Raw genomic sequence first — 23165 nt, forward strand, 5'->3', positions numbered from 1 at the left:
CTGAAATGAATTCAGCATGACGCATTTTACTGGTTTCGTTCACTTTTTAAGAATATTTCTGAGCTCCCTTGCATTTTTCGGAGCATAACCACCGGCTTCATTATTGAAATACAGGAAAACGTCTTTGCCGTCTTTCAGGAATTTGTTTATTGCCTTTGCATCTGCCCTAAGCTGTTCAGTCGTATAGCCGGAGGCGTATTCTCCGTCAGCGCCGTGCCTCCTGATATATACGAAATCAGCGGTAGCAGGCGCGCTGCATAAAAAATCAGGCCAGTCAGCGATGCACAGAGCAGTATTGTTTTTTACGAGAAGCGATATAACCTGTTTATTTATCCAGCTCTTATCCCTGAATTCAAAGGTGTTTCTTACTTTATATTGGCTTAGCACCTCAAGAAAATCTTTCAGTTTGCCGGTATCCGCCTTAAATTCAGGGGGGAACTGCCACAGGACAACCCCGAGTTTCTCTCTAAGGGCGGTTATTCTTGAAAAGAATACATCCAGAGGCTCGGCAGGAGATTTTAATTTTTTGACATGGGTTATAAACCTGCTTCCCTTAAGCGAGATTATAAAGTCTTTGGGTGTTTCGCTGTACCACTTTGAAAATGTCTCTTTATCGGGGACACTGTGAAAAGTGACGTCAAGCTCAACAGTTGCGAATTTTTTACAATAGTATTCAAGCCACTGTCTTCTGGAGAGTTCATTAGGATAAAATGTCCCCTGCCAGTTATCGTACAGGAAACCACTGCATCCTATCTTCACACAAGGCATAAAACATTGTATCATATAACTGCCCTGTATTGAAAGGTTTTTTACTCGCTTGAGAGTGCAAAACAGAGGGAACAGCACGGGGTTTAGGGTTATGTAGGGAAGACTTTGATGGAAAATTAGATGGAAGTGGTTTTATAATAGATGACTGATTAATACATTCAGGAGGGTTTTATGGCTGACATAAAGAGAATCGGAATTATCACAAGCGGCGGAGACTGCGGAGGCTTAAATGCAGTTATCAAGAGCGCTGCGCGGGAGGCATACGCGCATGGAATTGAAACAGTAGTAATCCCGAACGGTTATGCAGGACTTTATAATCTCGTGGACCTTGAAAATGTTGTAGTTCTGAATGCGGAGAGGGTAAGCCGCATTGAGGCATCCCTTGCAGGTTCCGAGGCAGGACATTCAAGAGTAAAGATAAGCAAGATAAAAGATCCAAATACTTATGACAGGATTAAGGCAGGGCTTAAAAAATTTAAAATAGACGCCCTGATTATAAGCGGCGGCGACGATACCGGAAGCGTTGTTATTGACCTTACCTCTCACGGTATCCAGTGCGTTCATGTGCCTAAGACCATGGACCTGGACCTTCAGCCCTACAGTGTCGGAGGAGATTCTGCGGTAAACAGGATTGCTCTTTTCACAAGGGACATAAAAACAACAGGGATGAGCCACAACCGGATTATTGTGATGGAAGTTTTTGGCAGATATGTGGGACACCCTGCCCTGCGCGGGGGCGTGGGCGCTGAGGCTGACTGCATTCTTCTCCCTGAGATACCGGTTGATTTTGATGTCGTGTACAGCCACATGAAGACCACATATTTTGCGCGTGTGGAAAGAAGCGATGTTAAAGCAGGCACATATATTATTGTAGCAGCTGAGGGCATCAAAACTGCGGGCGGCGAACTTTTGTATGACGAATCAGCTGGGGTTGACGCATTCGGCCATAAGAAACTTGCAGGAGCAGGGAAATACGTGAAACAGCAGCTTGAAAAAAGGCTGAAGGCAGACCCTGACGTAAAAGAGTTTATGAAGAGAGCGGGGATGTATGCGCCGGGTGTGTATGAGATACCTGAAGTCAGAGAGGTAACACCGGGACACCTGGTGCGCTCCGGGCCGTCGTCTGCTTATGACGTTAATTTCGGACAAAGGGCGGGGGCGGCGTCAGTCCTGCTTTTGCTTGAAGGCAAGACAGGCAATACAGTGGTTGATGTGGAAGGCAGCAAGATATTTTATATCCCTACATCAGAGGCTATAAAGAGAAGGGAAGTGGATATCAGCGAAGTAGCGCTGTTTGAAAGCCTTGGCACCTGCTTTGGAAGAAAGCCCCGGAAATTTGAGTACGAACTTATGGAAGTGAAAGGAATACCAAAAAGACATCTGTAGTTGATTAATTTGAGACCCACTGAAAAAGTGTCATTGCGAGCGAAGCAATCCCTTTCTTGAGATTGCTTCGGGCTATCGCCCTCGCAATGACAACTTACTTTTGCCGTTTACTATAGATTCTTGACAAATGATTCAATCAGGTGGTTTAATTGTTTGTGGCAACCTATCCTGAATGTTCGATAGAAATAGAAGAGGAAAAGGCTTCTATCCTCATAGCGGATGACCTCGAAATTCACTTAGAACTGATGGAGGCTATCTTTGAGAGAGAAGGCTGCCAGGTCCTGACTGCGCATAATGCCGATGAAGCGCTCCGTCTTCTTGAAAAATCCTCTCCTGATCTGGCTATCCTGGATGTGATGATGCCGGGCATGAATGGCTATGAACTTTGCAAGAGGCTGAAAGAGAAAAGCGGGGCCAGATTCTTTCCTGTAATCCTTGTAACCTCACTGTCAGAATTAGAAGACAAGATAGCCGGCATTGAAGCCGGCGCTGATGACTTTATAACTAAACCTTTTAAATCTATTGAACTTACTACAAAAGTCCGTTCACTTCTAAAATTAAAAAAGCTTCAGGAAGAGCTGGACCATTCAGAGAGTGTAATCCTTACGCTGGCGGTAGCGTTGGAGTCAAAAGACCCTTATACAAAAGGGCATTCAGAAAGGGTAGCAAATCTTTCAGCAGAATTTGCCGCCTTTATCGGGTTTCCGGAAAAAGAACAGGCCCTTATCAGGAAAGCAGGGATTATTCATGATATCGGCAAGATAGGGATAGGAGACTATATACTCCGTAAAAGCGGTATTCTCACAAAAGAAGAGGTAATATCCATCGAGCAGCACACTGTTATAGGAGAAAAGATATGCAGGCCGCTTCATTCGCTCAGCGTAATACTGCCGGCAATAAGACATCATCATGAGAGATGGGACGGCGAGGGATTCCCCGACGGGCTTAAAGGCGAGCAGATACCGGTTATGGCAAGGATTCTTTCAATCGCGGATACTTTTGACGCAATGGTATCAGAAAGGCCGTATAGAAGGCCTATTTCTATAGAAAAGGCAACTAAGAAAATGGAAGAAGAAAAAAACTTCGGCCAGTGGGATTCCGTACTCCTTGAGAAGTTTGTAGAGATGATGAGAGGGAAAGAAGGCAAGGGATGATTAAAGTAGCCATAGTAGGAGCAGGAAAAGGCGGAAGCTATCTTCTTGAAGTATTTCATATAAACGGAGAGGTAAAGGTAGTCGGCATAACTGATAAAGACAATAAAGCCCCCGGGCTTAACCTTGCAAAAGAATGGGGTGTTTTTATTGCCAGTGATGTGAAGGATCTCTTCAGTCAGAGCCCTGAGATTGTAATAAATTCAACCGGCGAGCCAAAGGTCAGCGAGTTCATTAAACAGGCCGCTCCGTATCCTGTAGAGATTATTGAAGGCACAAGCGCAAAATTCCTCTGGGACCTTGTAAGGAGGCAGCAGCTTGCAAAGAACGATATGGGTGTTCTCTACCAGAATGGAATCAGCATTACGAAAGCCAGAAATCTGAAAGAGGTTTTGAATAAAGTATTAGAGTCTGCCATGAAACTCACAGAAGCGCCTGCCGGCAGCATAGCCCTCATTGACGGTGATGAGATGGTTATGGCTGCGCATAGGGGATTGAGCCGTGAGTTCTTTAAAGAGCAGAGATGGAAGCCGAGAAAGGATGGCCTGACATGCCGCATACTCAGGGATAAGGAACCGGTTGAGTTTCAGGACACTGAGAAAGAACCGCTATTTAAGGGCACAAAGATATTACAGGGAGGAATAAAGTCACTGCTTGCATCCCCGCTTCTTCTTGACGAAGGCATTGTCGGGATTCTCTATCTGGATGATTTCAAACCAAGGGAGTTTACAGAAAGGCATAAAAATCTCATAAAGATTTTCTCTTCTTTTGCTGCGCAGGCAATAGAGAAATTCAAACTTCTCCATGAGCTTGAGGAATCACTTGGTTATCTTCAGGGAGTGCTCGATGATTCACAGGATATGATTGCCACGACTGACAACCGGGGCAGGATTGTTAAATTCTCAAAAGGCGGGGGAAGGATTCTGGGCTACAGGGTGGATGAGGTTATAGGAAAGAACGCAGCCGGGTTTTATGCGGATAAGGAAGAAAGGGCAAAAATTCTTGTGGCGCTTAAAGAAGAAGGGGCGGTATATAATTACGAAACAAAACTTCTAAAAAAAGACGGCTCTCAGGTGGATATAAGCCTTACTATCTCCCGTCTCAGGGATAAAGCCGGCAATATCATAGGCACAGTCGGCGTCAGCAAGGACATTACCGAAGAAAAGCAGCTAAGAGAAAAACTTAAAGATAAAAATAAAGAGCTTGAAGAACTCACGCACGGCCTTGAGGAAAAGGTGCTTGAAAGGACGAGGGAGCTTGAGAAAATAAACAGGGAGCTCAGAAGGGCCAACGAAATAAAAGGGCGGTTTATAGCAAATATGAGCCATGAGCTGAGGACCCCGCTTCACTCTATAGTCGGATTCTCGGAAGTCCTCCTTGACAGGACCTTCGGCGATATAAATGAAAAGCAGCAAAGGCACATAACTAATATACTCACATCAGGCAAACACCTCCTGCATCTCGTAAACAACATATTAGACCTCGCAAAGATAGAGGCAGGCAGAATAGAGCTGTCACAGGAGACGTGCTCTTTAAAAGCCGTAACAGATGAGGTGCTCATGGTCATCAGACATCTCGCAGATAAAAAACTTATAGAATTAAAAACAGATATAAGCCCTGAGTTTCCCAATTTTACTGCGGATAAGGTCAAGTTCAAGCAGATTCTCTACAATCTTTTATCCAATGCAATTAAATTTACGCCGGAATCCGGCAAGGTAGGAATAAAGGCAGAAAAATTAATAGGCAGAGACTTAGTCCCCTGGGCTATTAAGGGGCAGGAGTTTATGAAACTCTCGGTCTGGGATACCGGCGTCGGCATCAGAGCCGAAGACAAAGAAAGGGTGTTTGATGAATTTGAACAGCTTGACCCGTCAAGGTCAACCGAGGGTACAGGGCTTGGCTTATCTCTGACAAAAAGACTTGTAGACCTCCACGGCGGCATCATAGATGTAGAGAGCGCCTATGGCGTAGGGAGTGTATTTAATGTATACCTGCCGGTAGTTGTGCCTGAAATAGTTGTAGAGGAGAAGCCGGTGATACCAGAAGCCGTCCCTGCATTTTCCTGGGCAGCAGAAGATGCCCCGTTGATCCTTGTAGTGGAGGATGACCTGCCCACATCAGAGCTATTAACTATCCATCTTACTCAGGCAGGATACAGGGTGGCCCATGCTTATGATGGATTAGAGGCGATAAACAAGGCATGGGAGCTTCAGCCTTTTGCCATAATCCTTGATATAATGCTGCCCAAGAAAAACGGATGGGAGGTTCTCCAGCACCTTAAATCAGACTCTGAGACAAGCGATATTCCGGTGATTATCCATTCAATAATAGACAATAAAGAACTCGGGTTTGCCCTTGGAGCCGTAGATTACATTGTAAAGCCCTTGGACAAGACGAATATTCTGAGCAGGCTTGAACAAATCTCTTTAGCAACAAAAAAGAGGCGCGATCCTGTCACCATCCTTGCTGTTACGAATGATGTGGATATTCAAAAGCATTTCCATGACATCCTTGGAGGCGAAGGATTTCTTGTGCACTCGGCAGCTAATTCTCAGGAGGGGATTAATCTCGCGCTGGCAACCAATCCCAATTTAGCAATTATAGACCTGAATATTCCCGAAGGCGGGTTTAATCTTATCAAGAGTTTTAAGGAAAATCCTGCCACAAAAATGATACCTGTATTTGCCCTTACTTCCGGCGCGCTTTCAGAAAATGAAAGCCTTTCTATGACAGGACAGATAGAAAAAATATTGAGAAAAGATGCGCTTAGTTCAAAGGAGCTTATAACACATCTGAGAGATCTCGAAGTCTTGCATCCCCAAAGGGCCGGGCTTATTGATGAGATAACGGGAATATTCAATCACAGATATTTCCAGATAAGGCTGGCGCAGGAAACCAGCAGGGCAAGAAGGTATAATCTTCCTTTTGTAATGGCTATATTCGGGGTTGACTACTTTACCCATTATACGAACAGACACGGAGAATACTACGGGAATCTTGCATTGCGGAAGATTGCGGAACTTTTGAGAAAGGATATCAGGGGCTCCGATGTTGCTGTAAGGTATGGCAGCGATACCTTTGCCCTGATACTTACTAACACATATCTTTCCTCCGGAGTTGCTTTGTGCAAGAGGTTCCTCTCAACAATTCATGATTATCCATTCCTTAAAGAGGAAAACCAGCCGAATGGCAGGCTTTCCGCAAGCATAGGCATTTTGGAATTCAGCGGGCAGTCCGCTGAGGAATTACTCCGGTCTGCGGAGAAGGCGCTTTTGCTTGCTGTTGAGAAAGGCAGAAACAGGGTAGAGGCAATCTCCTGAAAAAATCCTAAATCCGAAATTCTAAACTCTAAACAAGACCAAATGTCATTCCCGCGAAAGCGGGAATCCAGTAAAAGAGAGCATTCTTCAAGGTTCTGGATTCCTGCCTCCGCAGGAATGACAAAAATGTGATGTAAAGTTGGTTACAAAAATAGTTTAAATAGCAGAAGCGTCACGACTGCTCCCATAAGGCTTCCGAGAGATACCTCCCACCAGTTATGAACCTTGGCTGTAACCCTGCTCTGAGCGATTATTACAGCGAGGATAAAAGACAGCAGGGACGCGGTAAAGCTCGATGTTATGAAGGTTATTGCTATCCAGGCCGAAAATGCAAGCGCGGCATGGCCGCTCGGCATTCCGCCTCTCAATGGCCGCCCTTTTCCGGAATACGCCTTTGTTATTACAACCAGGATAAGGACTATTATCAATGAGATAATAGCAATCTCTTCTTTTGAGTGTTTTGCGATGTAGAGCCCTTGATGGAAAATATCACGGATGTAAGGGGATAAGACTATGTATCCGACAACTGCGGCTCCGAATGCAGTTACGAACACCGCGCCTGCAGCGATATCTTTTACTATGCGTGCCTTTTCGGTGTGGTTAGGGGATATGATGTCAACTATCGCCTCTATCGCTGTATTAAACATCTCTGATAGAAGTACTGCTATCACAGAGAGCGAGATTAACATAAATTCTATTCGTGAAACGCCAAGGATATAACTTACAAGAAGAACTGTGGCAGCGCTGTAGAAGTGATACCTCAGATGCCGCTGCGTTCTGGCAGCATGAAGAATCCCTTCTATTGCAAAGTCCGCGCTCTTTATCAATTTCCTGAGAGGCATATCATATCTCCGGTTTTTTATATTCTATAAGATTGTCCAAAATTTTGTTTCTTCACAATATTGTCCTCTAAAGTATATAATAGTTGCATCTAATTTGAGATTATGGGAGGTTCTATGAAGATATTGGAAGGCGAACTTCAGGCAAAGGGATTAAAGTTTGCGATAGTTGTAAGCAGGTTCAATGACTTTATCACGAGCAAACTCCTTGACGGAGCGAAGGATGCGCTGTTGAGACATGGAGCAAAGGAGGAAGACATAGATATCGCAAGGGTGCCGGGTTCATTCGAGATTCCTCTGATTGCAAAAAAACTTGCATCAAAAGGAACATATAATGCGGTCATATGCCTCGGCACAGTCATCAGGGGCGCAACCCCTCACTTTGAGTATGTTGCGGCTGAGGTGTCAAAGGGCGTTGCTGCGGCGTCGATGGAGACAGGAGTTCCGATTGCATTCGGAGTAATCACATCCGATACAATCGAACAGGCAGTTGAGAGGGCCGGAACAAAGAGCGGCAACAAGGGATGGGATGCAGCAATAACAGCCATAGAAATGGCGCAGCTATTAAAAAAGTTATGAGTTTAAAGTTAAAAATGAAAAGTTTTAAAATCCAAAACTCTAAACTCTCAACTTTCAATTTTTCACTTGTCGTTATGTTATGAAACGGCGCAAGGCAAGGGAGTATGTCCTTCAGTTTCTCTTCCAGTCTGATTTCGGGAACAAAAGCGACACAGGCAGGAGCCTTAAGCAGTTCTGGGCTGACAAAGAAAAAGACGATGAAGTCAAAAAATTTGCAACAGAGATTATCAAGGGCACTCTTTCCAGCCTCGACGAAATAGACTCGGTAATTAACAAGTCGGCAGAACACTGGGTAATCCAGAGGATGGCTGCTGTTGACAGGAACATATTAAGGTTTGCCGTTTATGAACTCCTGCACCGAAAAGATATTCCAACAGCGGTGACAATAAACGAAGCCATAGAAATTGCGAAGAGATATTCAACATCCGAATCGGCGGCATTTATAAACGGCATTCTGGACAAAATTGCCAAGGGAATAAAATCTCAGCAGAAAAAGGCGTAATGGGCCGAGATTATGTTGTTCCGAAAAATAGACATAGAAAGTTGTCATTGCGAGGATTCCTCGTCTGTCATTGCGAGCGAAGCGAAGCAATCTCTTATGACAGACTCGGAACAGGCTCCGCAATCTCGCCTTTTGAGATAAGATTGCCACGAACCCTTCGGGTTCTCGCAATGACAGGCAATTCAAGCGTTTATAGTTCTATGTCTTTTTTCGGCTGTTATTAATGATGGAAAAATTGAGATTATACAGGGTAGAATATGACATTCTTTTATGTAATTTTTAATAGAAGGAGATAATTATGATACCGCGTTATACAAGGCCGGTTATGGGAAAACTTTGGGAGCCTGAGAGCAGGTTCCAGAAATGGCTTGATGTCGAGATTGCTGTTTGCGAGGCATGGGCAGAGCTTGCGGAGATCCCTGTTGATGCAGTCGTAAAAATAAAGAAAAAGGCAAAGTTCGATGTAAAAAGAATTGACGAAATAGAAGGTGTTGTTAAACACGATGTTATTGCATTCCTCACATCAGTCGCAGAAAATGTAGGCCCTGAGTCAAGGTTCATCCACAAAGGGCTTACATCATCCGATGTTGTTGATACAGCTCTCTCGCTTCTCATGAAAGAGGCGGCAGACATTATTCTTAAAGACCTAAAGGAACTGATGTCTGTTCTTAAGAAGCAGGCATACAAATATAAAAATACGCCTGCTATAGGAAGGAGCCACGGAGTCCATGCAGAGCCAATGACCTTCGGACTTAAATTTGCTCTCTGGCATGAGGAAATGAAGAGGAACATCGTTCGGATGAAGAGGGCTAAGGATGTGATAGGCATAGGCAAATTTTCCGGCGCTGTCGGCACATTTTCGAATATACCTCCAAAGATTGAAGAGAAGGCATGTAAAAAACTCGGACTGAAGCCTGAACCTGTTGCAACGCAGGTTGTGCAAAGAGACAGACACGCAGAATACCTCACAACTCTCTCGCTTATTGCAGGGTCAATAGAAAAAATCTCTGTTGAGATAAGGCATCTCCAAAGGACAGAAGTTCTTGAGGCAGAGGAGCCGTTCACAAAAGGGCAGAAGGGTTCATCAGCAATGCCCCATAAGAGAAACCCTGTCGGATGCGAGAACCTCTCCGGCCTTGCGAGGCTTGTCCGTTCAAATGCAATGGCAGGGCTTGAAAACATTGCCTTATGGCATGAGCGCGATATCTCACATTCATCTGTTGAGCGGGTGATTATTCCCGACAGCACGATACTTGTTGATTATATGCTTAACAGATTAAAGGGAATCCTTGACGGCCTTCACGTATATCCTGACAGGATGCTTAAAAATATGAACTGCAGTTATGGCCTCTATAATTCACAGAGAGTTCTCCTTGCATTAACGGGCAAGGGAATGAGCCGTGAGGATGCATATGAACTTGTCCAGAGGAATGCTATGCAGAGCTGGAAGAAGGGGATAGAGTTCAAAAAATTATTATTGAAAGATAAAGATGTCAAAAAATACCTCTCATCAAAAGAAATAAAAAAAATCTTCGACCTCAAATATTACCTCAAGAATGTGGATTATATTTTTAAGAGGGTGTTTGGATAGCTGAGTTCAACGCCTGATATTGTATAGAGAAGATAAAATCAATGAGGGGCAGGCTTGAGTTCGACATGAGCCGACGAGATAAGGCGCCGTTAAATCATATCGCTTAGTGCTGTACAACCCTTTCTCTATGTTATGCTATCATTAAAATTATGAAAAAACTGGCAGTTTTAATATTCATCATTATCCTTCTCCCCTTATCCCTCAGTGCGGGAGTAAAGGAATATAAACTTGACAACGGGCTAAAAGTTCTGGTCATTGAAGACCATAAGGTTTCGCTGGCGACTTTTCAGATATGGTATCGGGTCGGCTCAAGGGATGAGCCTGCGGGAAAAAGCGGCGTAAGCCATCTGCTTGAGCATATGATGTTCAAAGGCACTCCAAAATACGGCTCTAAGGCATTTTCAAAGATGGTGAAGAAAAAAGGCGGGGTTGACAATGCATTTACAACCAAGGATTACACGATGTATTATCAGACGCTTGCATCAGACAGGATAGACATATCAATAGAGCTTGAGGCTGACAGGATGCAAAACCTTATCCTTGATCCAAAAGAGGTTATTGCAGAAAGAGATGTCGTGATGGAAGAGCGGAGGATGCGGTATGAGGATGACCCTCAGAACTCATTATACGAAGAGGTGTTGGCTGCTGCATTTAAGTCTCATCCGTATCACTGGCCTGTGATAGGCTGGATGTCCGACATTTCTTCAATAGAAAGAGATGGCCTTCTCAGTCATTACAAGGCATATTATTCGCCTGACAACGCAGTGATTGTTGTTTCAGGAGATGTTCAGGCAGATGAAATTATCAAAAAGATAAAGGCATCTTTCGGAAACATTTCTCCAGCATCCGGCAGAACGGTTGTCACCTCAAAAGAAACCGAACAGAAAGGCGAGCGGAGAATAAGCCTTAAAAGAGAGGCAGAACTGCCTTATATAATTGCCGTATATCACACACCAAGTTTTCCCCATCCCGACAGTTACGCTCTTGAGGTGCTTGGAATGATTTTATCAGGCGGCAAAAGCTCAAGGCTTTACAGGTCCATAGTCTATGAAAAAAAATTAGCCATCAGCGCTTCTGCTGACTACAGCGGTTTTAATAAAGACCAGTATCTTTTTTTATTTGATGCAACAGCAGCGCCCGGCAAAGACATAAAGGATGTTGAAAACGCGCTGTATGCCGAGATAGAAAAGATAAAGAAGGAACTGCCGTCAGAACGTGAAGTGCAGAAGGCAAAGAACCAGATTGAGGCGTCGTTTGTTATGGGACAGGACTCAATATATTATCAGGCACAGATAGCAGGGATGTTTGAGATGCTTGGAAATTGGAAGCTTAAGGAGCAGTACCTTGAAAACATAAAGAAAGTAATGCCTGAGGATGTAAGCAGGGTTGCAAAAAAATACTTCCATGAAGATAACAGGACAGTGGGAATATTAATTCCGACGAAAAATTCAAAATGAAAAATCCAAAATTCAAAAAAATAATAATTTCTTCAATAATTTTTAACTTTGCACTTTTAACTTTTAACTTTCCGTTACATGCTCTTGATGTAAACAAAAAGATTCTTCCTAACGGGCTTACGGTTCTGCATTCTGAAAAGCACAATCTGCCTATTGTCATGATTACCATGATCGTAAAAGCCGGGCTGCTTGACGAGCAGAAAGAAAAGGCAGGGCTTGCTCATCTTACGGCAGAACTTCTTGATGAAGGAACTAAAAACAGAAAATCAGCAGAGATAAGCGAAGAGATTGAATTTATAGGCGCAGGGCTTGACGCCTCGGCAGGAGGCGATTACACAACGATAACGCTATCCGTGCTTAAAAAAGACATAGAAAAGGGTTTTGAGCTTTTTTCCGATATAATCCTGAACCCTGTATTCCCTCAGGAAGAAGTTGAAAGGAAAAGAGAACTGATAAAAGGCTCTCTGAAACAGAAGGAAGAAGACCCTTCTTTCCTTGCAGAGCGTTCATTTAAAAAAGAGGCCTTCGGAGAACATCCTTACGGCAGGCTTGTGGAAGGCTCGACAGAAACCCTTTCAGAAATAACAAGGGAAGACCTTTTGAGGTTTCATTCAAAATATTTCATCCCCAATAATGCAATGCTTTCAGTTGTCGGAGACCTTACACCGGGCGAATTAAACTCTCTCATTAAAAAATATCTTGATCCGTGGAAAATAGCTGAACTGCCCGAGAAAAAAATCCATCCCATGAACGAGGAGAAAACAAAAAAGGCCGTGAAGATAGACAAAGACGTTACACAGGCGACTATAATCATCGGGCATCTCGGAATAAGCAGGGACAATCCTGATTACTATGCTGTTTCTGTTATGAACTACATACTCGGCAGCGGCGGTTTTTCATCAAGGCTTATGCAGAAGATACGAGACGAACTGGGACTTGCTTATGATGTCAGAAGTTTTTTTACCGCAAGCAAGGAAAAGGGTTTATTCCAGGCGGAAGTACAGACAAAAAATGAATCGGCAAATACAGCTACGGAAGAGATATTGAAACAGATAGGAAAAATCAGAGAGGAGAAAGTCTCTGACGAGGAACTTTCAGGAGCAAAAGATTACCTTACAGGGAGCTTTCCAAGAAGGCTTGACACCAGCAGGAAGATTGCGGATTTCCTTGCAACGGTCGAGTTTTATAATCTTGGCTTAGATTATGCGGAGAAATACGTTTCTTTCATAAATGCGGTAACCAAAGAAGATGTGCAGCGGGTTGCCGGAAAATATCTTGATGCGGAAAATTTTGTGCTGATTGTTGTGGCTAATCAGAAGAAGGCTGAACTGAAATATTAAGTAATTCCCTGCATTTCTCTTGTCAATTCATTCCCTATAACGTTATAATGCCCAATAAAGTAAAAACAAAACTTAAAATTCAAAATTCAAAATAATGGAGCTCTTGCAAAAGTCTCAAAAATTCCCTCTCCCCTTGTGGGAGAGGGTTAGGGTGAGGGGGGAAAAATAAGAATTATCAATGAGTTTTATCTCACCCTCCCCTTAATCCCCTCCCATCAAGGGAGGGGAAACATACTTTTGCAAGAGGCTCAATGGATTCGATATTTTTAATTTTGCTTTTTAAGTTTTGAACTTGTAATTATGGCGTTTAAAGATATTATAGGACAGAAGAAAGCGATTAATATCCTGCTTGGCACAATGGCCAGGAACAGGATTCCTTCAGCATATCTTTTTGCCGGCGAATCAGGAATAGGCAAAAAGCTCACTGCGATTAACCTTGCAAAGACTTTGAACTGCCTGAAGCCAAAAACCCCGATTGACTGTTGTGATGAGTGCCCTTCTTGCAAGAAAATAGACTCGCAGACACACCCTGATTTTCTCATGGCAGCGCCTGAAAAGGGAGAGATACGGGTCGATGAAATAAGAATGATTGAAGAGGTTATTTCACTTGCGCCTTACGAGGGAAAGAGAAAAGTCGTGATTGTTGATGACGCAGAGACAATGAACCCGTCTGCCGCAAATGCATTTCTTAAAACACTCGAGGAACCTCCTCCTCAGAGCATCATAATTCTTATCTCAGCAAGCCCTGACAGGCTGCCTGAAACAATAAGGTCAAGATGCTCAAGGATAAATTTTTCACCTCTGGCTCCTGAGCAATGTAAAGAGGTCATAAGGGCCATTGACAATCAGGATACGGAGATTACCGATTCCCAACTGTCAACTCTTTCAAGGCTTTCCATGGGAAGGCCCGGACTCGCAGTCTCAAGCGACCTCATGGAAGAGAGGGACTGGTTTTTCAATCTTTTCGGGGAAATGTCAGGAGGCAGAAATAAAGAGACATGGGCAGACAAGGAAGAGATGGAATTATGGTTTAATAAGGCATTCATTCTTTTAAGGGATATTGCTGTATTAAAGATAACAGGGAAAAGCGGCATGCTGATAAATACAGACCTTAAAGACAGATTTACTGAGATGAGCAAAACGATAGAGATGAAAGATATAATAGATATTTACGGCAGGCTGTCATTTTTGAAGGGTTATCTTGGCTTTAACCTGAACAAATCAATTACATGGAATTACGTAACAATTATAATGCAGAATTTAAAATTAAAAACCGGAGCTAAGTAATGGATAAGTTTAATTCTTGCTGCTTAATCTCTGTATTTATGAGGGAATAAATGCCTGACGTTATTGGAATAAGATTTAAGGACTGCGGAAAGATTTACGACTTTGAGGCCAATGGTTCAGGCGCGGAATTTAAAAAAGGAGACTGCGTAGTAGTTGAGTCTGACCTTGGCTTGAGCATAGGGAGCGTAATTATAGGGAGGCGCACAGTTGAAACATCTTCCAGAGAACTAAAGAAAGTGCTGAGAAAAGCAACAGAGGAAGACTTTAAGCAAAAACAGGACAACGAGGCTTTTGAGAAAGAGGCGAAGGATTATTGCATTGAGAGGATTATGGCGAGGGGACTTCCGATGAAGCTTGTGTTTACGGAATCTACTCTGGACAAAAAACGAATAGTTTTTTATTTCACAGCGGACGGGAGAATAGATTTCAGGGAGCTTGTAAAAGACCTCGCTGCAAAGTTCAAGACGCGCATAGAGATGAGACAGATAGGTGTAAGGGATGAGGCAAAGATAGTCGGAGGGTTTGGAATGTGCGGCAGAGAACTATGCTGCAAGACATTTCTTACGTCATTTGAGCCAATATCCATCAAAATGGCAAAACAGCAGGAACTCGTGCTTAATATGAGCAAGCTGTCAGGAATCTGCGGCAGGCTTATGTGCTGCCTGAGCTATGAAATTCCTGATGAATCAGCCGGGATTCAACCCAAGGATGAGATAATGGTCATGGAAGAGAACACGCCTCTTGAGGATGAAAGAGAAGGTGCGTCTCAACCGGAAACCGTAATAGAAACTGTTTCGAGACATATAGAAACACCAGCCCCTGCTCCCCAGAGCGCTGCCCCTGCTTCTCCTGATAAACCTCAGACAGAAACTGCCAAGGAAAATACAGCAGGACAAAAACAAGAGACCGGGCAGGAACACAGAAAGCGCAAAAGGTGGCGCTGGAGAAAATTCCATAAAAAATGATAAAGCCCGTCTATAAGAACCCTTAAATGAAACAGAGATTCTACGTTACAACTCCTATCTACTATGTCAATGATATCCCGCACATAGGCCACGCATATACAACCATTGCAGCGGATATTCTCTCACGATACAACAGACTGCAAGGAAAAGAAGTTTTTTTTCTTACAGGCACAGACGAACATGGCCAGAAGGTGGAAAAGGCAGCCGCGGAAAAGAAACGCACCCCGAAGGAACATGCAGACATCATGGTGGACAATTTCAGGAATCTTTGGAAAAGGCTGAACATATCCAATGACGCATTTATCCGGACAACTGATGACGCACACATCAAGAGTGTGCAGGGACTTCTTCAGATGCTCCGGGACAGAGGAGAGATTGAAAAAAGGGAATACTCCGGCTGGTACTGCACTCCTGATGAGCGTTTCTGGACTGAAAAGGACCTGGTGGAAGGCAACTGTCCCGACTGCGGCCGGCCTGTTGACCGGATACATGAAGAGAACTATTTCTTCCTCATGTCGAAATATCAGGAAAGGCTCATCAAATATATAGAAGAGAACCCCTCCTACATACTCCCTGACACGAGGAGAAATGAGGTTCTCGGATTTCTGAGGAATAATGTCCTCGGAGACCTCTGCATCTCAAGGCCAAAGAGCAGACTTTCATGGGGAATTCCATTGCCGTTCGATGAAAACTTTGTCACCTATGTCTGGTTTGATGCCTTGGTAAACTATTTTTCGGCAACAAAATATCTTGCTCCAACCACTCTCAACTCTCAACTCTTAACTCTTAACTCCGGAGATTGGTGGCCTGCTGACCACCATCTTGTGGGAAAGGATATCCTTACTACCCATGCTGTGTATTGGTCCACAATGCTCATGGCATTAAACCTTCCCCTTCCAAAAAACATCTTCGCGCACGGGTGGTGGACAGTTCATGGAAAGAAGATGTCAAAGTCTCTCGGAAACATGGTCGACCCCAATGCCCTGGTCGAAAAATACGGTGTGGATGCCCTGCGGTATTTCCTGTTCCGCGAGGTGCCTTTCGGGCTTGACGGAGATTTTTCAGAGCAGGCGCTCATTAACCGTATAAATACAGACCTCGCAAATGACCTCGGCAACCTCGTAAGCAGATTCAGTGCAATGGCAGAGAAATATTTTGGAGGAGCAATTGATATTGGAAGCATAGATGCAAGCGCATCAAGTGAGCTTGAAGAGCAGTGCGCTTATGCACATATGAATGTGCACAGAAAAGAATATTGGTCCCATCTGCACTTCAGCCTGATGCTTGAAAATATCTGGAATATAATCGGAGAGGCGAATAATTATATAGCAAGGAAAGAGCCGTGGAAACTCGCAAAAGAGAATACGGATCAATTGAAAATCGTTATGTTCAATATCTGGAATGCCTTGCGAATCACAGCGCTCTCGCTTTATCCTTTTATGCCCGATACCGCCGGGAAGATATGGATACAGCTTGGCTTAAAATCTTTGGTTGATGAGGCAAGACAGTACAGCCCTGAAATTTTTGAATGGGACTGGAAACCATCATATGAAATAAAAGTCTCTAAAGCAGAACACCTTTTCCCGAGAATTGAGACAAAGAAATAAGTATGGTGAATAGGTGAATCGTTTGCAAACTGCTGACTATATTATTCAGGCTGATTATATCATCACAATGGACAAAGACCAGACTGTCCTGAGGAACGGCGCACTTGCTATTCTGGAAGGAAATATCTCGGATATCGGTGATTATGATACCGTCTCAAAAAAATATTCCTCAAAAAATATAATCACCGGCAAAAACACGGCAGTGCTACCGGGACTAATAAACACGCACACCCATGCGGCAATGGTTTATTTCAGGGGCATGGCAGACGACCTGCCATTAAAGGAATGGCTTGAGGAACATATCTGGCCTGCTGAGAATAAGTGGCTCAGCCCTGAATTTGTATCCGATGCAACAGAGTTGGCCTGTCTTGAGATGCTTAAGGCTGGGATTACAACATACAATGACATGTATTTTTTTGAGGATGCCTCAAGCATAGCTGCGAAAAAAATCGGCATGAGGGCTGTTCTTGGCGCAGGAATAGTTGACTTCCCCACAATTGCAGGCAATTCGGCAGATGAATATTTAAGCAAGGCGGAAAGATTTATAAAGGAATGGCAAGGCGATGATTTGGTTGTGCCGTGCATTGCGCCTCATTCAGCTTACGCATGCAGCCCTGAGACTCTCAAAAAAGTAAAGGAACTTTCCGATAAATACAATGTCATGATTCACACGCATCTCTCAGAGACAAAGTGGGAGGTTGAAGAGATAAAGGGGAAATACGGCTTAACTCCTGTTGAGCATCTAAAAAAAATCGGCCTTCTTGATGAGAACATTATTGCAGCCCACTGCGTCTGGGTTGATGAAAAAGATATAGAGGCTATTGCAAAACATAAAGTCGGAGTTTCTCACTGCATAGAGAGCAATCTCAAGCTGAGTTCAGGCATTGCGCCTGTGCCTGAGATGCTTAGGGCAGGCGTAAAGGTAAGTCTCGGAACAGACGGGGCTGCAAGCAATAATGACCTTAATATCCTGAGCGAGATGTCAACTGCCGCAAAAGTGCATAAGGCGGTCTCAAATGACCCTACTGTTCTGGATGCAAAAAAAGCTTTGCTCATGGCGACAAAATGTGGCGCTGATGCCCTTGGACTTGGAGGCATTACAGGCAGCCTTGAGAAAGGCAAGGCGGCAGACATAGCGATAATAAATCTGAACAAACCTCATCTTACGCCTTTGTATGATATTTATTCACACATAGTCTATTCGGCGCGGGCATCAGATGTAGAGACAGTATTTGTTAACGGGAAACTTGTTGTTGATAAAGGCAGGCTCTGCACTGCTGATGAAGAGGAGATATTATCTAAAGCCAGAGATTGGCGGGGAAAGATTAGAATACAAGGGCGACCCTAAGGGAAGGGTGTATTAAAGAAACTCAGGCAACAGGCTCATCAGCCTCCAGCGCTTAAAGCCGTTTTCAGTCACATACGCCCACTTCTGAAGGTCCAGCAGAGTCTTCATTCTATATGAAGAAAGGGAATAGTAGTCTATTTCTACTTCAACCTGAGCAGTGCCGTTTTCTTCATCATACTGTATTCGTAAGATGCGGCGGTCTACCACTTTAATATTCTTCGCCGCTTTTACCCTTGCGCTGAATTCCTTTGCAATGCTCTCCGAGGCAAAAAAGCCTGCGGCATCAAAACTCTGCGAAGACAAAAACTTATTATACTTGTTGATACTGTCATCAAATTCCACACGCACAGACATCGCGGGCATACAAGCAGAAAGTGCAATTGCAGCAAGCATACTCCAGAAAATAATCCTGATTTTATTTTTCATAGGTATTTTACATCTCCCTTCTTCCCTCAAGCGCCTTGCTTAAAGTTACCTCGTCGGCAAATTCAATATCGCTTCCGATGGGAAGGCCGTATGCAATTCGTGTAACTTTTACACTGAAGGGCTTCAGGACATCTTTTATATACTGTGCCGTCATCTCTCCTTTTGTATTCGGATTCGTCGCAAGTATTACCTCTGCTACGCTGTCGCCTCTCACCCTTTCCACAAGCTCGGCTATCTTTAGTCTGTCCGGCATCATCCCGTCTATAGGCGAGATTGAACCGAGAAGGACATGATAAAGGCCGTTAAATGCCTTTGCCCTTTCAACGACAAGGATGTTGCTCGGCTCCTCCACAATGCATATCTTTGTTCTGTCCCTTGACTCGTCCCTGCATATACTGCACACCTCTGTATCCGTAATGTTAAAACACCTGCTGCAGAACCTTGCCTTTTCCTTCACATCATTAATAGCTTTGGCTATGTCTTTTGCGCTTTCTTCAGACAGCGTAAGTATGAAAAAGGCAAGCCTCTGCGCGGTCTTTCTTCCTATCCCCGGGAGTTTTGTAAGTTCGTTTATGAGGTTTTCTATTATTCCCTGCGCCATAATCACCAAGCCTCTTTAGAATATCGTTTACAATCTTTCGTTGTCAATAGAAGCGCTTCTTAAAAAAACGATACTGGTTTTCTTCTACGCAAAATGTAAAATATACGAGGCTATTTCAGCGGCTATTGTATCGCTAAAAATGGTGCGCAGTTATTTTGCTTTAACAACAAGCACAGGACAATGGGAAAGACCGACCACCCTCTCGGAAACGCTGCCCATTAGAAGCTTTTCAATACCGGTTCTGCCATATGTCCCCATGATAATTATATCCACACTCTTCTCCATTGCTGTCTTTAAAATCATCTCGTATCGTCTTCCTACTATCGTAAGCGGTTCTATCTCAACGCCTTGCTCTTTAGCCTTTTCCATCACCCTTTCCACATTTGCCTGTGCACGTGGCAGATCACTGCCGGTAGGGGCAACGGAAAGGGCAAAGGTTTTTTTGACCTTGGGATAGCATCTTTTGCTCATGCTGACGGCCTCTCTCTCAGCTACTTCACAGTATTTTGAGCCGTCTGTGGCGACCATTATATTGTCCACCTTTATCTCTGAATCCTTTGGCACCACAAGAACCTTGCATGGGGAGTACCCTATCACTTTTGCAGTCACACTTCCCATGAGAATCTTTTTGAGACCCGTTCTCCCACGCCTGCCCATAACAATTACATCGCTCTTTATCTTCTCTGCCTCCTCTACTATCGCCTTATACGGCTGGTCCGTCCTCCTTACAATAACCTCGCATTCGACGTTATCCTGCGCAGCCATCTTCCTTATCCTGTCCAGATGCTCCTTTGCGGCAATTTCCATTTTTTCCACAATTTTTGGGCCTTCTGTCTCAAGCTCGGGATTGACCTCCAACACATAAATCACCGAAAGCTTTTCAATGCATGATTTTGCCCGATAAATTGCCTCTTTTATTGCGCCTTCACTGTATTCTGAGCCGTCTGTAGCGAGGAGAATATTTTTAAGCGGCCCCATGTAATCCATTCTGTTGCTCATATCAATGCCCTCCTGCTTTTAATATGCCGCTTGCTGCAAGGAGCAAGACAGCCACTTCAAGCGCTGCAATTACAACATATGAAGTGTCTTTTTTCCTAATAAGTATAGGCAATATAACGAGATAACATAAAATGCTCAGGCCTCCAAGCATCGCTATTCCAACAAAGTTGAGATAATCCCCATTGCCCGCCAGTTTGATCCAGCCCCAGCCGGTCGGCACATTGAATGCCTGATTGAAATCGTGAGCTCTCATGCTCCAGTATGCTATCTTTGAACCCGGAGGAGTTTTAGAAAGGTCCCCGATAGGTATGTAACTTGGCAGCAATCCTGATATATAGACGATAAAGAAAACTATAAGCAGGGCAAGCCCAATCCACATCCCGCTATTTAAAACACCTGCATATGCAAGCTGTTCTTCCGATACTTTTTTCTTATCTTCTGTCATCTTATCCTCCTATTTCCAGATCTCAAGGCCTTTTAGAAGTGCCCTGAGCCCTGCAAAAAACAACAGGCCGATAACCATCGATTTAATGGCCTTAGGTTTTGACTTTACAAGTATCTTAACGCCTACAATCGAGCCGAGCATTATGCCGACAATCGAAGGCACAACAATCATCGGTAATACTGCACCCTGATTGAGATAAACCCATGCTGCTGAAGTGTCAGTTATGGAAAGAAGAAATTTGCTTGTTGCAACAGATATTTTAAGCGGGGCTCCCATCAATAAGTTTAAAACAGGGACATTGGCCCAGCCGGCGCCAAGTCCGAACATGCCGGCCATTACACCGATGACTATAAATAGAGCCAACCCCTGAGGAGTTCTATGAACCTGCCACTCAATGTCTTTTCCCAAAGATTCTTCTCTATATATCCCCATAATATGAAGGCTTTGTGACAGATTATCCGGTTTCGCAACATTGGGGAAGTCGGACTTCTTAGCTGTGACCATAATCGCTACAATGAACAGTATTGTCGCTCCGAGAAGGGTATTGACCACGTTTGGTTTGAGAGCAAGACCGATCATTGCACCAACGATTGCGGCTGACGATGCGATAAGCGCCACCGGCAATGCCAAGCGAAGGCTCGCGAGGTTTCTTCTCAAGAGGCCCGGCCCGGCTGCGAGAGCTCCCGCAAGAGCAACGAGCAACCCGGCGCCCCTTACAAAATCAATATTGAACGGGAAAAAACCGCCTATGATGGGGACAAAAAGAACGCCTCCTCCAACACCTCCAAGAACAGCAAGGATGCCTAAGATAAAGGTAACAACAAATAAAGCCAAGGGCCAAACCCACCATGGAGCGGTTGATGCTGAAGCGGTTTCCTTTGCAACCTCCTGAGTTTCTGACGCAAAAGCAGATATGCTGACGCATATAGCCATTATTGAAAGAACAACAATCAAAATCTTTAAAACTTTCCTTGAATGAATCAATTCATTCCCTCCTTGCCTCAAAAATATTGTTTCATTTAGCAATGACGTGTTTAATTATTGAAACGGTTTATATATTAACTCCATGACATTCAGAGGGTCAAGAGAAAGCGGATATTAAATTTTTATGAACCTATAAGAATACATTTGCTTCATGTTTTATCCGGCCTTTTCTCCCGCCATTTGTAATATGTCTCTCCGAAAAATATTGCCGCAGCCGCAAGGATAATCCCTGCGATGACATCCACAACATAATGATACCGGCAATAGACGGTGGAGAATAGCAGAAGGCTTACAACAGGCAGATAAATCAGGAATAGAGTTCTCTTGTATTTATATGCAAGATACAGCACTGTCAGCGCAACGCCTGTATGCCCGCTCGGGAACGCATCACGTTTTATGCCTTCAAGCCTGTTCAACAGATTCTGCATCGGCTCCGCCATAAAAAATCCTTCGAGCCTCTGCGTCTGTAAATGAGCAAGCGCAAATCTCGGGCCGAGCGCAGGCCAGATTATATAACCAAGATATGAGAGGTAAAAACAGAACAGGATAAGAAACAGCGACCTGTCAAACTCTTTTCTCTGGTTGTTCCTTAGCAGCGCTATACCGAAAACCACAGGCAGAAAATAATATGTAGAGTATGCTGTCTGAAGAATGTCCGTCAGAAATGGATTCATTATTGCTTCAAGCATGACAGTAGGATGGTTGCCGAAAATCATGTAATCAAGCCTTACAAGCAGCGGGTCTATATCCCTGGGATTTACGTAATGGACAACCCATTCAAGACTGTCAAAGAGTATGATGACGCATATTATCGGAAATACAAGGTCATAAGTTATTCTCAGGAATCTGTTCCTGTCCCTGAATCTTATAATTATGAATTGCGAAATAAGGAGTGCGGTGTATATTGAGATTAAGAGCAGTCTCTTCGGAATAGCAGAGTTAAATGCGATTGTGAGCAGCAGTAATATGCTGACAAATACCACTGTCACAGCATCAGCAGGCCTTAAATTAAATAACTTTTTCATTCAATTTTAATAAAGGCAGGAACCCTGCCTTTTTATTCATCAGCGGCTACAATTTGCTGAGCGCCCTTATTTTTGCCTTCTCTTTTTTAGAAAGCCTTCTGGGGCTTCCCTTTTTAGGCACTTCATATTCATCTTCGTCAATCAGGTCAAATTCGCCTGTCTCAACCCTTAAGGGCTTTTCAAGTATATCCGAGAACTCACCTGATGAGACAACAGCAGAGCCATTTGCCCATGCATGGTCAGCAATCTCCCTGTCAGAGGTTATAACAATCCACTGTTTTTTTTCAGAGGATATGATTCTTTTTATCACGGCATCTGCCTTTTCTCCGAGCCTTGAGTAGATTACTTTGATACCCCCTATTACTGAATGGGACTCATCACCGCTTCCGCTTTTCCATCCGTCAAATACAACAGTGATTTCATGCCCTTTTATTTTCCTGTATTCAGCAAGCCGCTCCACAAGCCTCTGCCTCTGGCTTTCAAGGTCTCTGTGGTGTATGCCGATGAGATTGTAACCGTCTATAAGAATGTGAGAAATAGCGCCC

21 protein-coding genes are annotated in these 23165 nt (G+C 43.9%); 12 read left to right on the top strand and 9 right to left on the bottom strand.

Features of this window, described 5'->3' with window-relative positions; genetic code table 11:
- Window positions 1–39: 39 nt before the first annotated feature.
- A complete protein-coding gene (locus tag HY035_00220) occupies window positions 40–768 on the bottom strand; it encodes a DUF72 domain-containing protein (GenBank protein ID MBI3376815.1) in 729 nt (242 codons plus the stop codon).
- Between the two features lie 180 nt (window positions 769–948).
- Here HY035_00220 and HY035_00225 point away from each other — a divergent pair, with 180 nt between their 5' ends.
- The 3 genes from HY035_00225 (at window position 949) to HY035_00235 (ending at window position 6625) form a co-directional block, all read left to right on the top strand.
- Complete coding sequence (locus HY035_00225; GenBank protein ID MBI3376816.1) at window positions 949–2154, top strand: 6-phosphofructokinase; 1206 nt, start codon at window positions 949–951, stop codon at window positions 2152–2154.
- 155 nt (window positions 2155–2309) lie between these two features.
- A complete protein-coding gene (locus tag HY035_00230) occupies window positions 2310–3308 on the top strand; it encodes a response regulator (GenBank protein ID MBI3376817.1) in 999 nt (332 codons plus the stop codon).
- Window positions 3305–6625 carry a diguanylate cyclase gene (locus tag HY035_00235; protein ID MBI3376818.1) on the top strand — a complete coding sequence of 1107 codons (3321 nt, stop codon included), beginning with the start codon at window positions 3305–3307 and terminating at the stop codon, window positions 6623–6625. The genes HY035_00230 and HY035_00235 overlap by 4 nt, the downstream gene beginning before the upstream one ends.
- Before the next feature lie 143 nt (window positions 6626–6768).
- Here the strand turns inward: HY035_00235 and HY035_00240 are convergent, their stop codons facing one another.
- The gene (locus HY035_00240; protein ID MBI3376819.1) at window positions 6769–7467 is read right to left on the bottom strand and encodes a diacylglycerol kinase; all 699 of its coding nucleotides are present in this window, start codon (window positions 7465–7467) and stop codon (window positions 6769–6771) included.
- 114 nt (window positions 7468–7581) lie between these two features.
- On the opposite strand from HY035_00240, the gene HY035_00245 reads away from it, so the two are divergent.
- The 9 genes from HY035_00245 to HY035_00285 all read left to right on the top strand — a co-directional run bounded on the left by HY035_00245 (window position 7582) and on the right by HY035_00285 (window position 18140).
- The gene (locus HY035_00245; protein MBI3376820.1) at window positions 7582–8043 is read left to right on the top strand and encodes a 6,7-dimethyl-8-ribityllumazine synthase; all 462 of its coding nucleotides are present in this window, start codon (window positions 7582–7584) and stop codon (window positions 8041–8043) included.
- 79 nt (window positions 8044–8122) lie between these two features.
- Window positions 8123–8545 carry a transcription antitermination factor NusB gene (gene nusB / locus HY035_00250; GenBank protein ID MBI3376821.1) on the top strand — a complete coding sequence of 141 codons (423 nt, stop codon included), beginning with the start codon at window positions 8123–8125 and terminating at the stop codon, window positions 8543–8545.
- 298 nt (window positions 8546–8843) lie between these two features.
- Complete coding sequence (locus HY035_00255) at window positions 8844–10136, top strand: adenylosuccinate lyase (protein MBI3376822.1); 1293 nt, start codon at window positions 8844–8846, stop codon at window positions 10134–10136.
- A gap of 149 nt (window positions 10137–10285) precedes the next feature.
- Window positions 10286–11593, top strand: a complete 1308-nt coding sequence (locus tag HY035_00260) for an insulinase family protein (protein MBI3376823.1) — start codon at window positions 10286–10288, stop codon at window positions 11591–11593.
- The gene (locus HY035_00265; protein ID MBI3376824.1) at window positions 11590–12933 is read left to right on the top strand and encodes an insulinase family protein; all 1344 of its coding nucleotides are present in this window, start codon (window positions 11590–11592) and stop codon (window positions 12931–12933) included. The genes HY035_00260 and HY035_00265 overlap by 4 nt, the downstream gene beginning before the upstream one ends.
- A gap of 300 nt (window positions 12934–13233) precedes the next feature.
- Window positions 13234–14220 (top strand): DNA polymerase III subunit delta', encoded by a 987-nt coding sequence (gene holB, locus HY035_00270; GenBank protein MBI3376825.1) that lies wholly within the window; start codon window positions 13234–13236, stop codon window positions 14218–14220.
- A 50-nt stretch (window positions 14221–14270) separates the two neighbouring features.
- Entirely contained in the window at window positions 14271–15185 is a 915-nt protein-coding gene (locus HY035_00275; GenBank protein ID MBI3376826.1) for a stage 0 sporulation family protein, read from the top strand.
- 26 nt (window positions 15186–15211) lie between these two features.
- Window positions 15212–16792 carry a methionine--tRNA ligase gene (gene metG / locus HY035_00280; GenBank protein ID MBI3376827.1) on the top strand — a complete coding sequence of 527 codons (1581 nt, stop codon included), beginning with the start codon at window positions 15212–15214 and terminating at the stop codon, window positions 16790–16792.
- A gap of 67 nt (window positions 16793–16859) precedes the next feature.
- The gene (locus tag HY035_00285) at window positions 16860–18140 is read left to right on the top strand and encodes an amidohydrolase (protein MBI3376828.1); all 1281 of its coding nucleotides are present in this window, start codon (window positions 16860–16862) and stop codon (window positions 18138–18140) included.
- Between the two features lie 12 nt (window positions 18141–18152).
- Here the strand turns inward: HY035_00285 and HY035_00290 are convergent, their stop codons facing one another.
- From HY035_00290 to HY035_00320, 7 genes are all read right to left on the bottom strand, one after another.
- Window positions 18153–18566, bottom strand: a complete 414-nt coding sequence (locus tag HY035_00290; GenBank protein ID MBI3376829.1) for a hypothetical protein — start codon at window positions 18564–18566, stop codon at window positions 18153–18155.
- A gap of 7 nt (window positions 18567–18573) precedes the next feature.
- Window positions 18574–19167: a recombination protein RecR gene (gene recR / locus HY035_00295; GenBank protein ID MBI3376830.1), complete on the bottom strand. Its 594-nt coding sequence runs from the start codon at window positions 19165–19167 to the stop codon at window positions 18574–18576.
- Window positions 19168–19317: 150 nt separating this feature from the next.
- On the bottom strand, window positions 19318–20166 hold the full coding sequence (locus HY035_00300; GenBank protein ID MBI3376831.1) for a universal stress protein: 849 nt from the start codon (window positions 20164–20166) through the stop codon (window positions 19318–19320).
- A gap of 1 nt (window position 20167) precedes the next feature.
- The gene (locus HY035_00305) at window positions 20168–20611 is read right to left on the bottom strand and encodes a hypothetical protein (protein ID MBI3376832.1); all 444 of its coding nucleotides are present in this window, start codon (window positions 20609–20611) and stop codon (window positions 20168–20170) included.
- A gap of 9 nt (window positions 20612–20620) precedes the next feature.
- Complete coding sequence (locus HY035_00310; GenBank protein ID MBI3376833.1) at window positions 20621–21544, bottom strand: sulfite exporter TauE/SafE family protein; 924 nt, start codon at window positions 21542–21544, stop codon at window positions 20621–20623.
- A gap of 200 nt (window positions 21545–21744) precedes the next feature.
- Window positions 21745–22620: a phosphatase PAP2 family protein gene (locus HY035_00315; protein MBI3376834.1), complete on the bottom strand. Its 876-nt coding sequence runs from the start codon at window positions 22618–22620 to the stop codon at window positions 21745–21747.
- A gap of 46 nt (window positions 22621–22666) precedes the next feature.
- Window positions 22667–23158, bottom strand: a complete 492-nt coding sequence (locus HY035_00320; GenBank protein MBI3376835.1) for an NYN domain-containing protein — start codon at window positions 23156–23158, stop codon at window positions 22667–22669.
- Window positions 23159–23165: the final 7 nt, after the last annotated feature.

This window comes from Nitrospirota bacterium (assembly GCA_016195565.1).
GTDB lineage: Bacteria > Nitrospirota > Thermodesulfovibrionia > Thermodesulfovibrionales > UBA1546 > UBA1546.

What these genes read in the sequence shown, in the direction of transcription:
- holB (MBI3376825.1), top strand. Translation starts at nt 13,234, where the DNA reads ATGGCGTTTAAAGATATTATAGGACAGAAGAAAGCGATTAATATCCTG.
- HY035_00315 (MBI3376834.1), bottom strand. Translation starts at nt 22,620, where the DNA reads ATGAAAAAGTTATTTAATTTAAGGCCTGCTGATGCTGTGACAGTGGTA.
- HY035_00255 (MBI3376822.1), top strand. Translation starts at nt 8,844, where the DNA reads ATGATACCGCGTTATACAAGGCCGGTTATGGGAAAACTTTGGGAGCCT.
- HY035_00240 (MBI3376819.1), bottom strand. Translation starts at nt 7,467, where the DNA reads ATGCCTCTCAGGAAATTGATAAAGAGCGCGGACTTTGCAATAGAAGGG.
- HY035_00300 (MBI3376831.1), bottom strand. Translation starts at nt 20,166, where the DNA reads ATGAGCAACAGAATGGATTACATGGGGCCGCTTAAAAATATTCTCCTC.
- HY035_00310 (MBI3376833.1), bottom strand. Translation starts at nt 21,544, where the DNA reads ATGGCTATATGCGTCAGCATATCTGCTTTTGCGTCAGAAACTCAGGAG.
- HY035_00285 (MBI3376828.1), top strand. Translation starts at nt 16,860, where the DNA reads ATGGACAAAGACCAGACTGTCCTGAGGAACGGCGCACTTGCTATTCTG.
- HY035_00220 (MBI3376815.1), bottom strand. Translation starts at nt 768, where the DNA reads ATGCCTTGTGTGAAGATAGGATGCAGTGGTTTCCTGTACGATAACTGG.
- HY035_00265 (MBI3376824.1), top strand. Translation starts at nt 11,590, where the DNA reads ATGAAAAATCCAAAATTCAAAAAAATAATAATTTCTTCAATAATTTTT.
- HY035_00275 (MBI3376826.1), top strand. Translation starts at nt 14,271, where the DNA reads ATGCCTGACGTTATTGGAATAAGATTTAAGGACTGCGGAAAGATTTAC.
- metG (MBI3376827.1), top strand. Translation starts at nt 15,212, where the DNA reads ATGAAACAGAGATTCTACGTTACAACTCCTATCTACTATGTCAATGAT.
- HY035_00305 (MBI3376832.1), bottom strand. Translation starts at nt 20,611, where the DNA reads ATGACAGAAGATAAGAAAAAAGTATCGGAAGAACAGCTTGCATATGCA.
- HY035_00235 (MBI3376818.1), top strand. Translation starts at nt 3,305, where the DNA reads ATGATTAAAGTAGCCATAGTAGGAGCAGGAAAAGGCGGAAGCTATCTT.
- HY035_00260 (MBI3376823.1), top strand. Translation starts at nt 10,286, where the DNA reads ATGAAAAAACTGGCAGTTTTAATATTCATCATTATCCTTCTCCCCTTA.
- HY035_00245 (MBI3376820.1), top strand. Translation starts at nt 7,582, where the DNA reads ATGAAGATATTGGAAGGCGAACTTCAGGCAAAGGGATTAAAGTTTGCG.
- nusB (MBI3376821.1), top strand. Translation starts at nt 8,123, where the DNA reads ATGAAACGGCGCAAGGCAAGGGAGTATGTCCTTCAGTTTCTCTTCCAG.
- HY035_00290 (MBI3376829.1), bottom strand. Translation starts at nt 18,566, where the DNA reads ATGAAAAATAAAATCAGGATTATTTTCTGGAGTATGCTTGCTGCAATT.
- recR (MBI3376830.1), bottom strand. Translation starts at nt 19,167, where the DNA reads ATGGCGCAGGGAATAATAGAAAACCTCATAAACGAACTTACAAAACTC.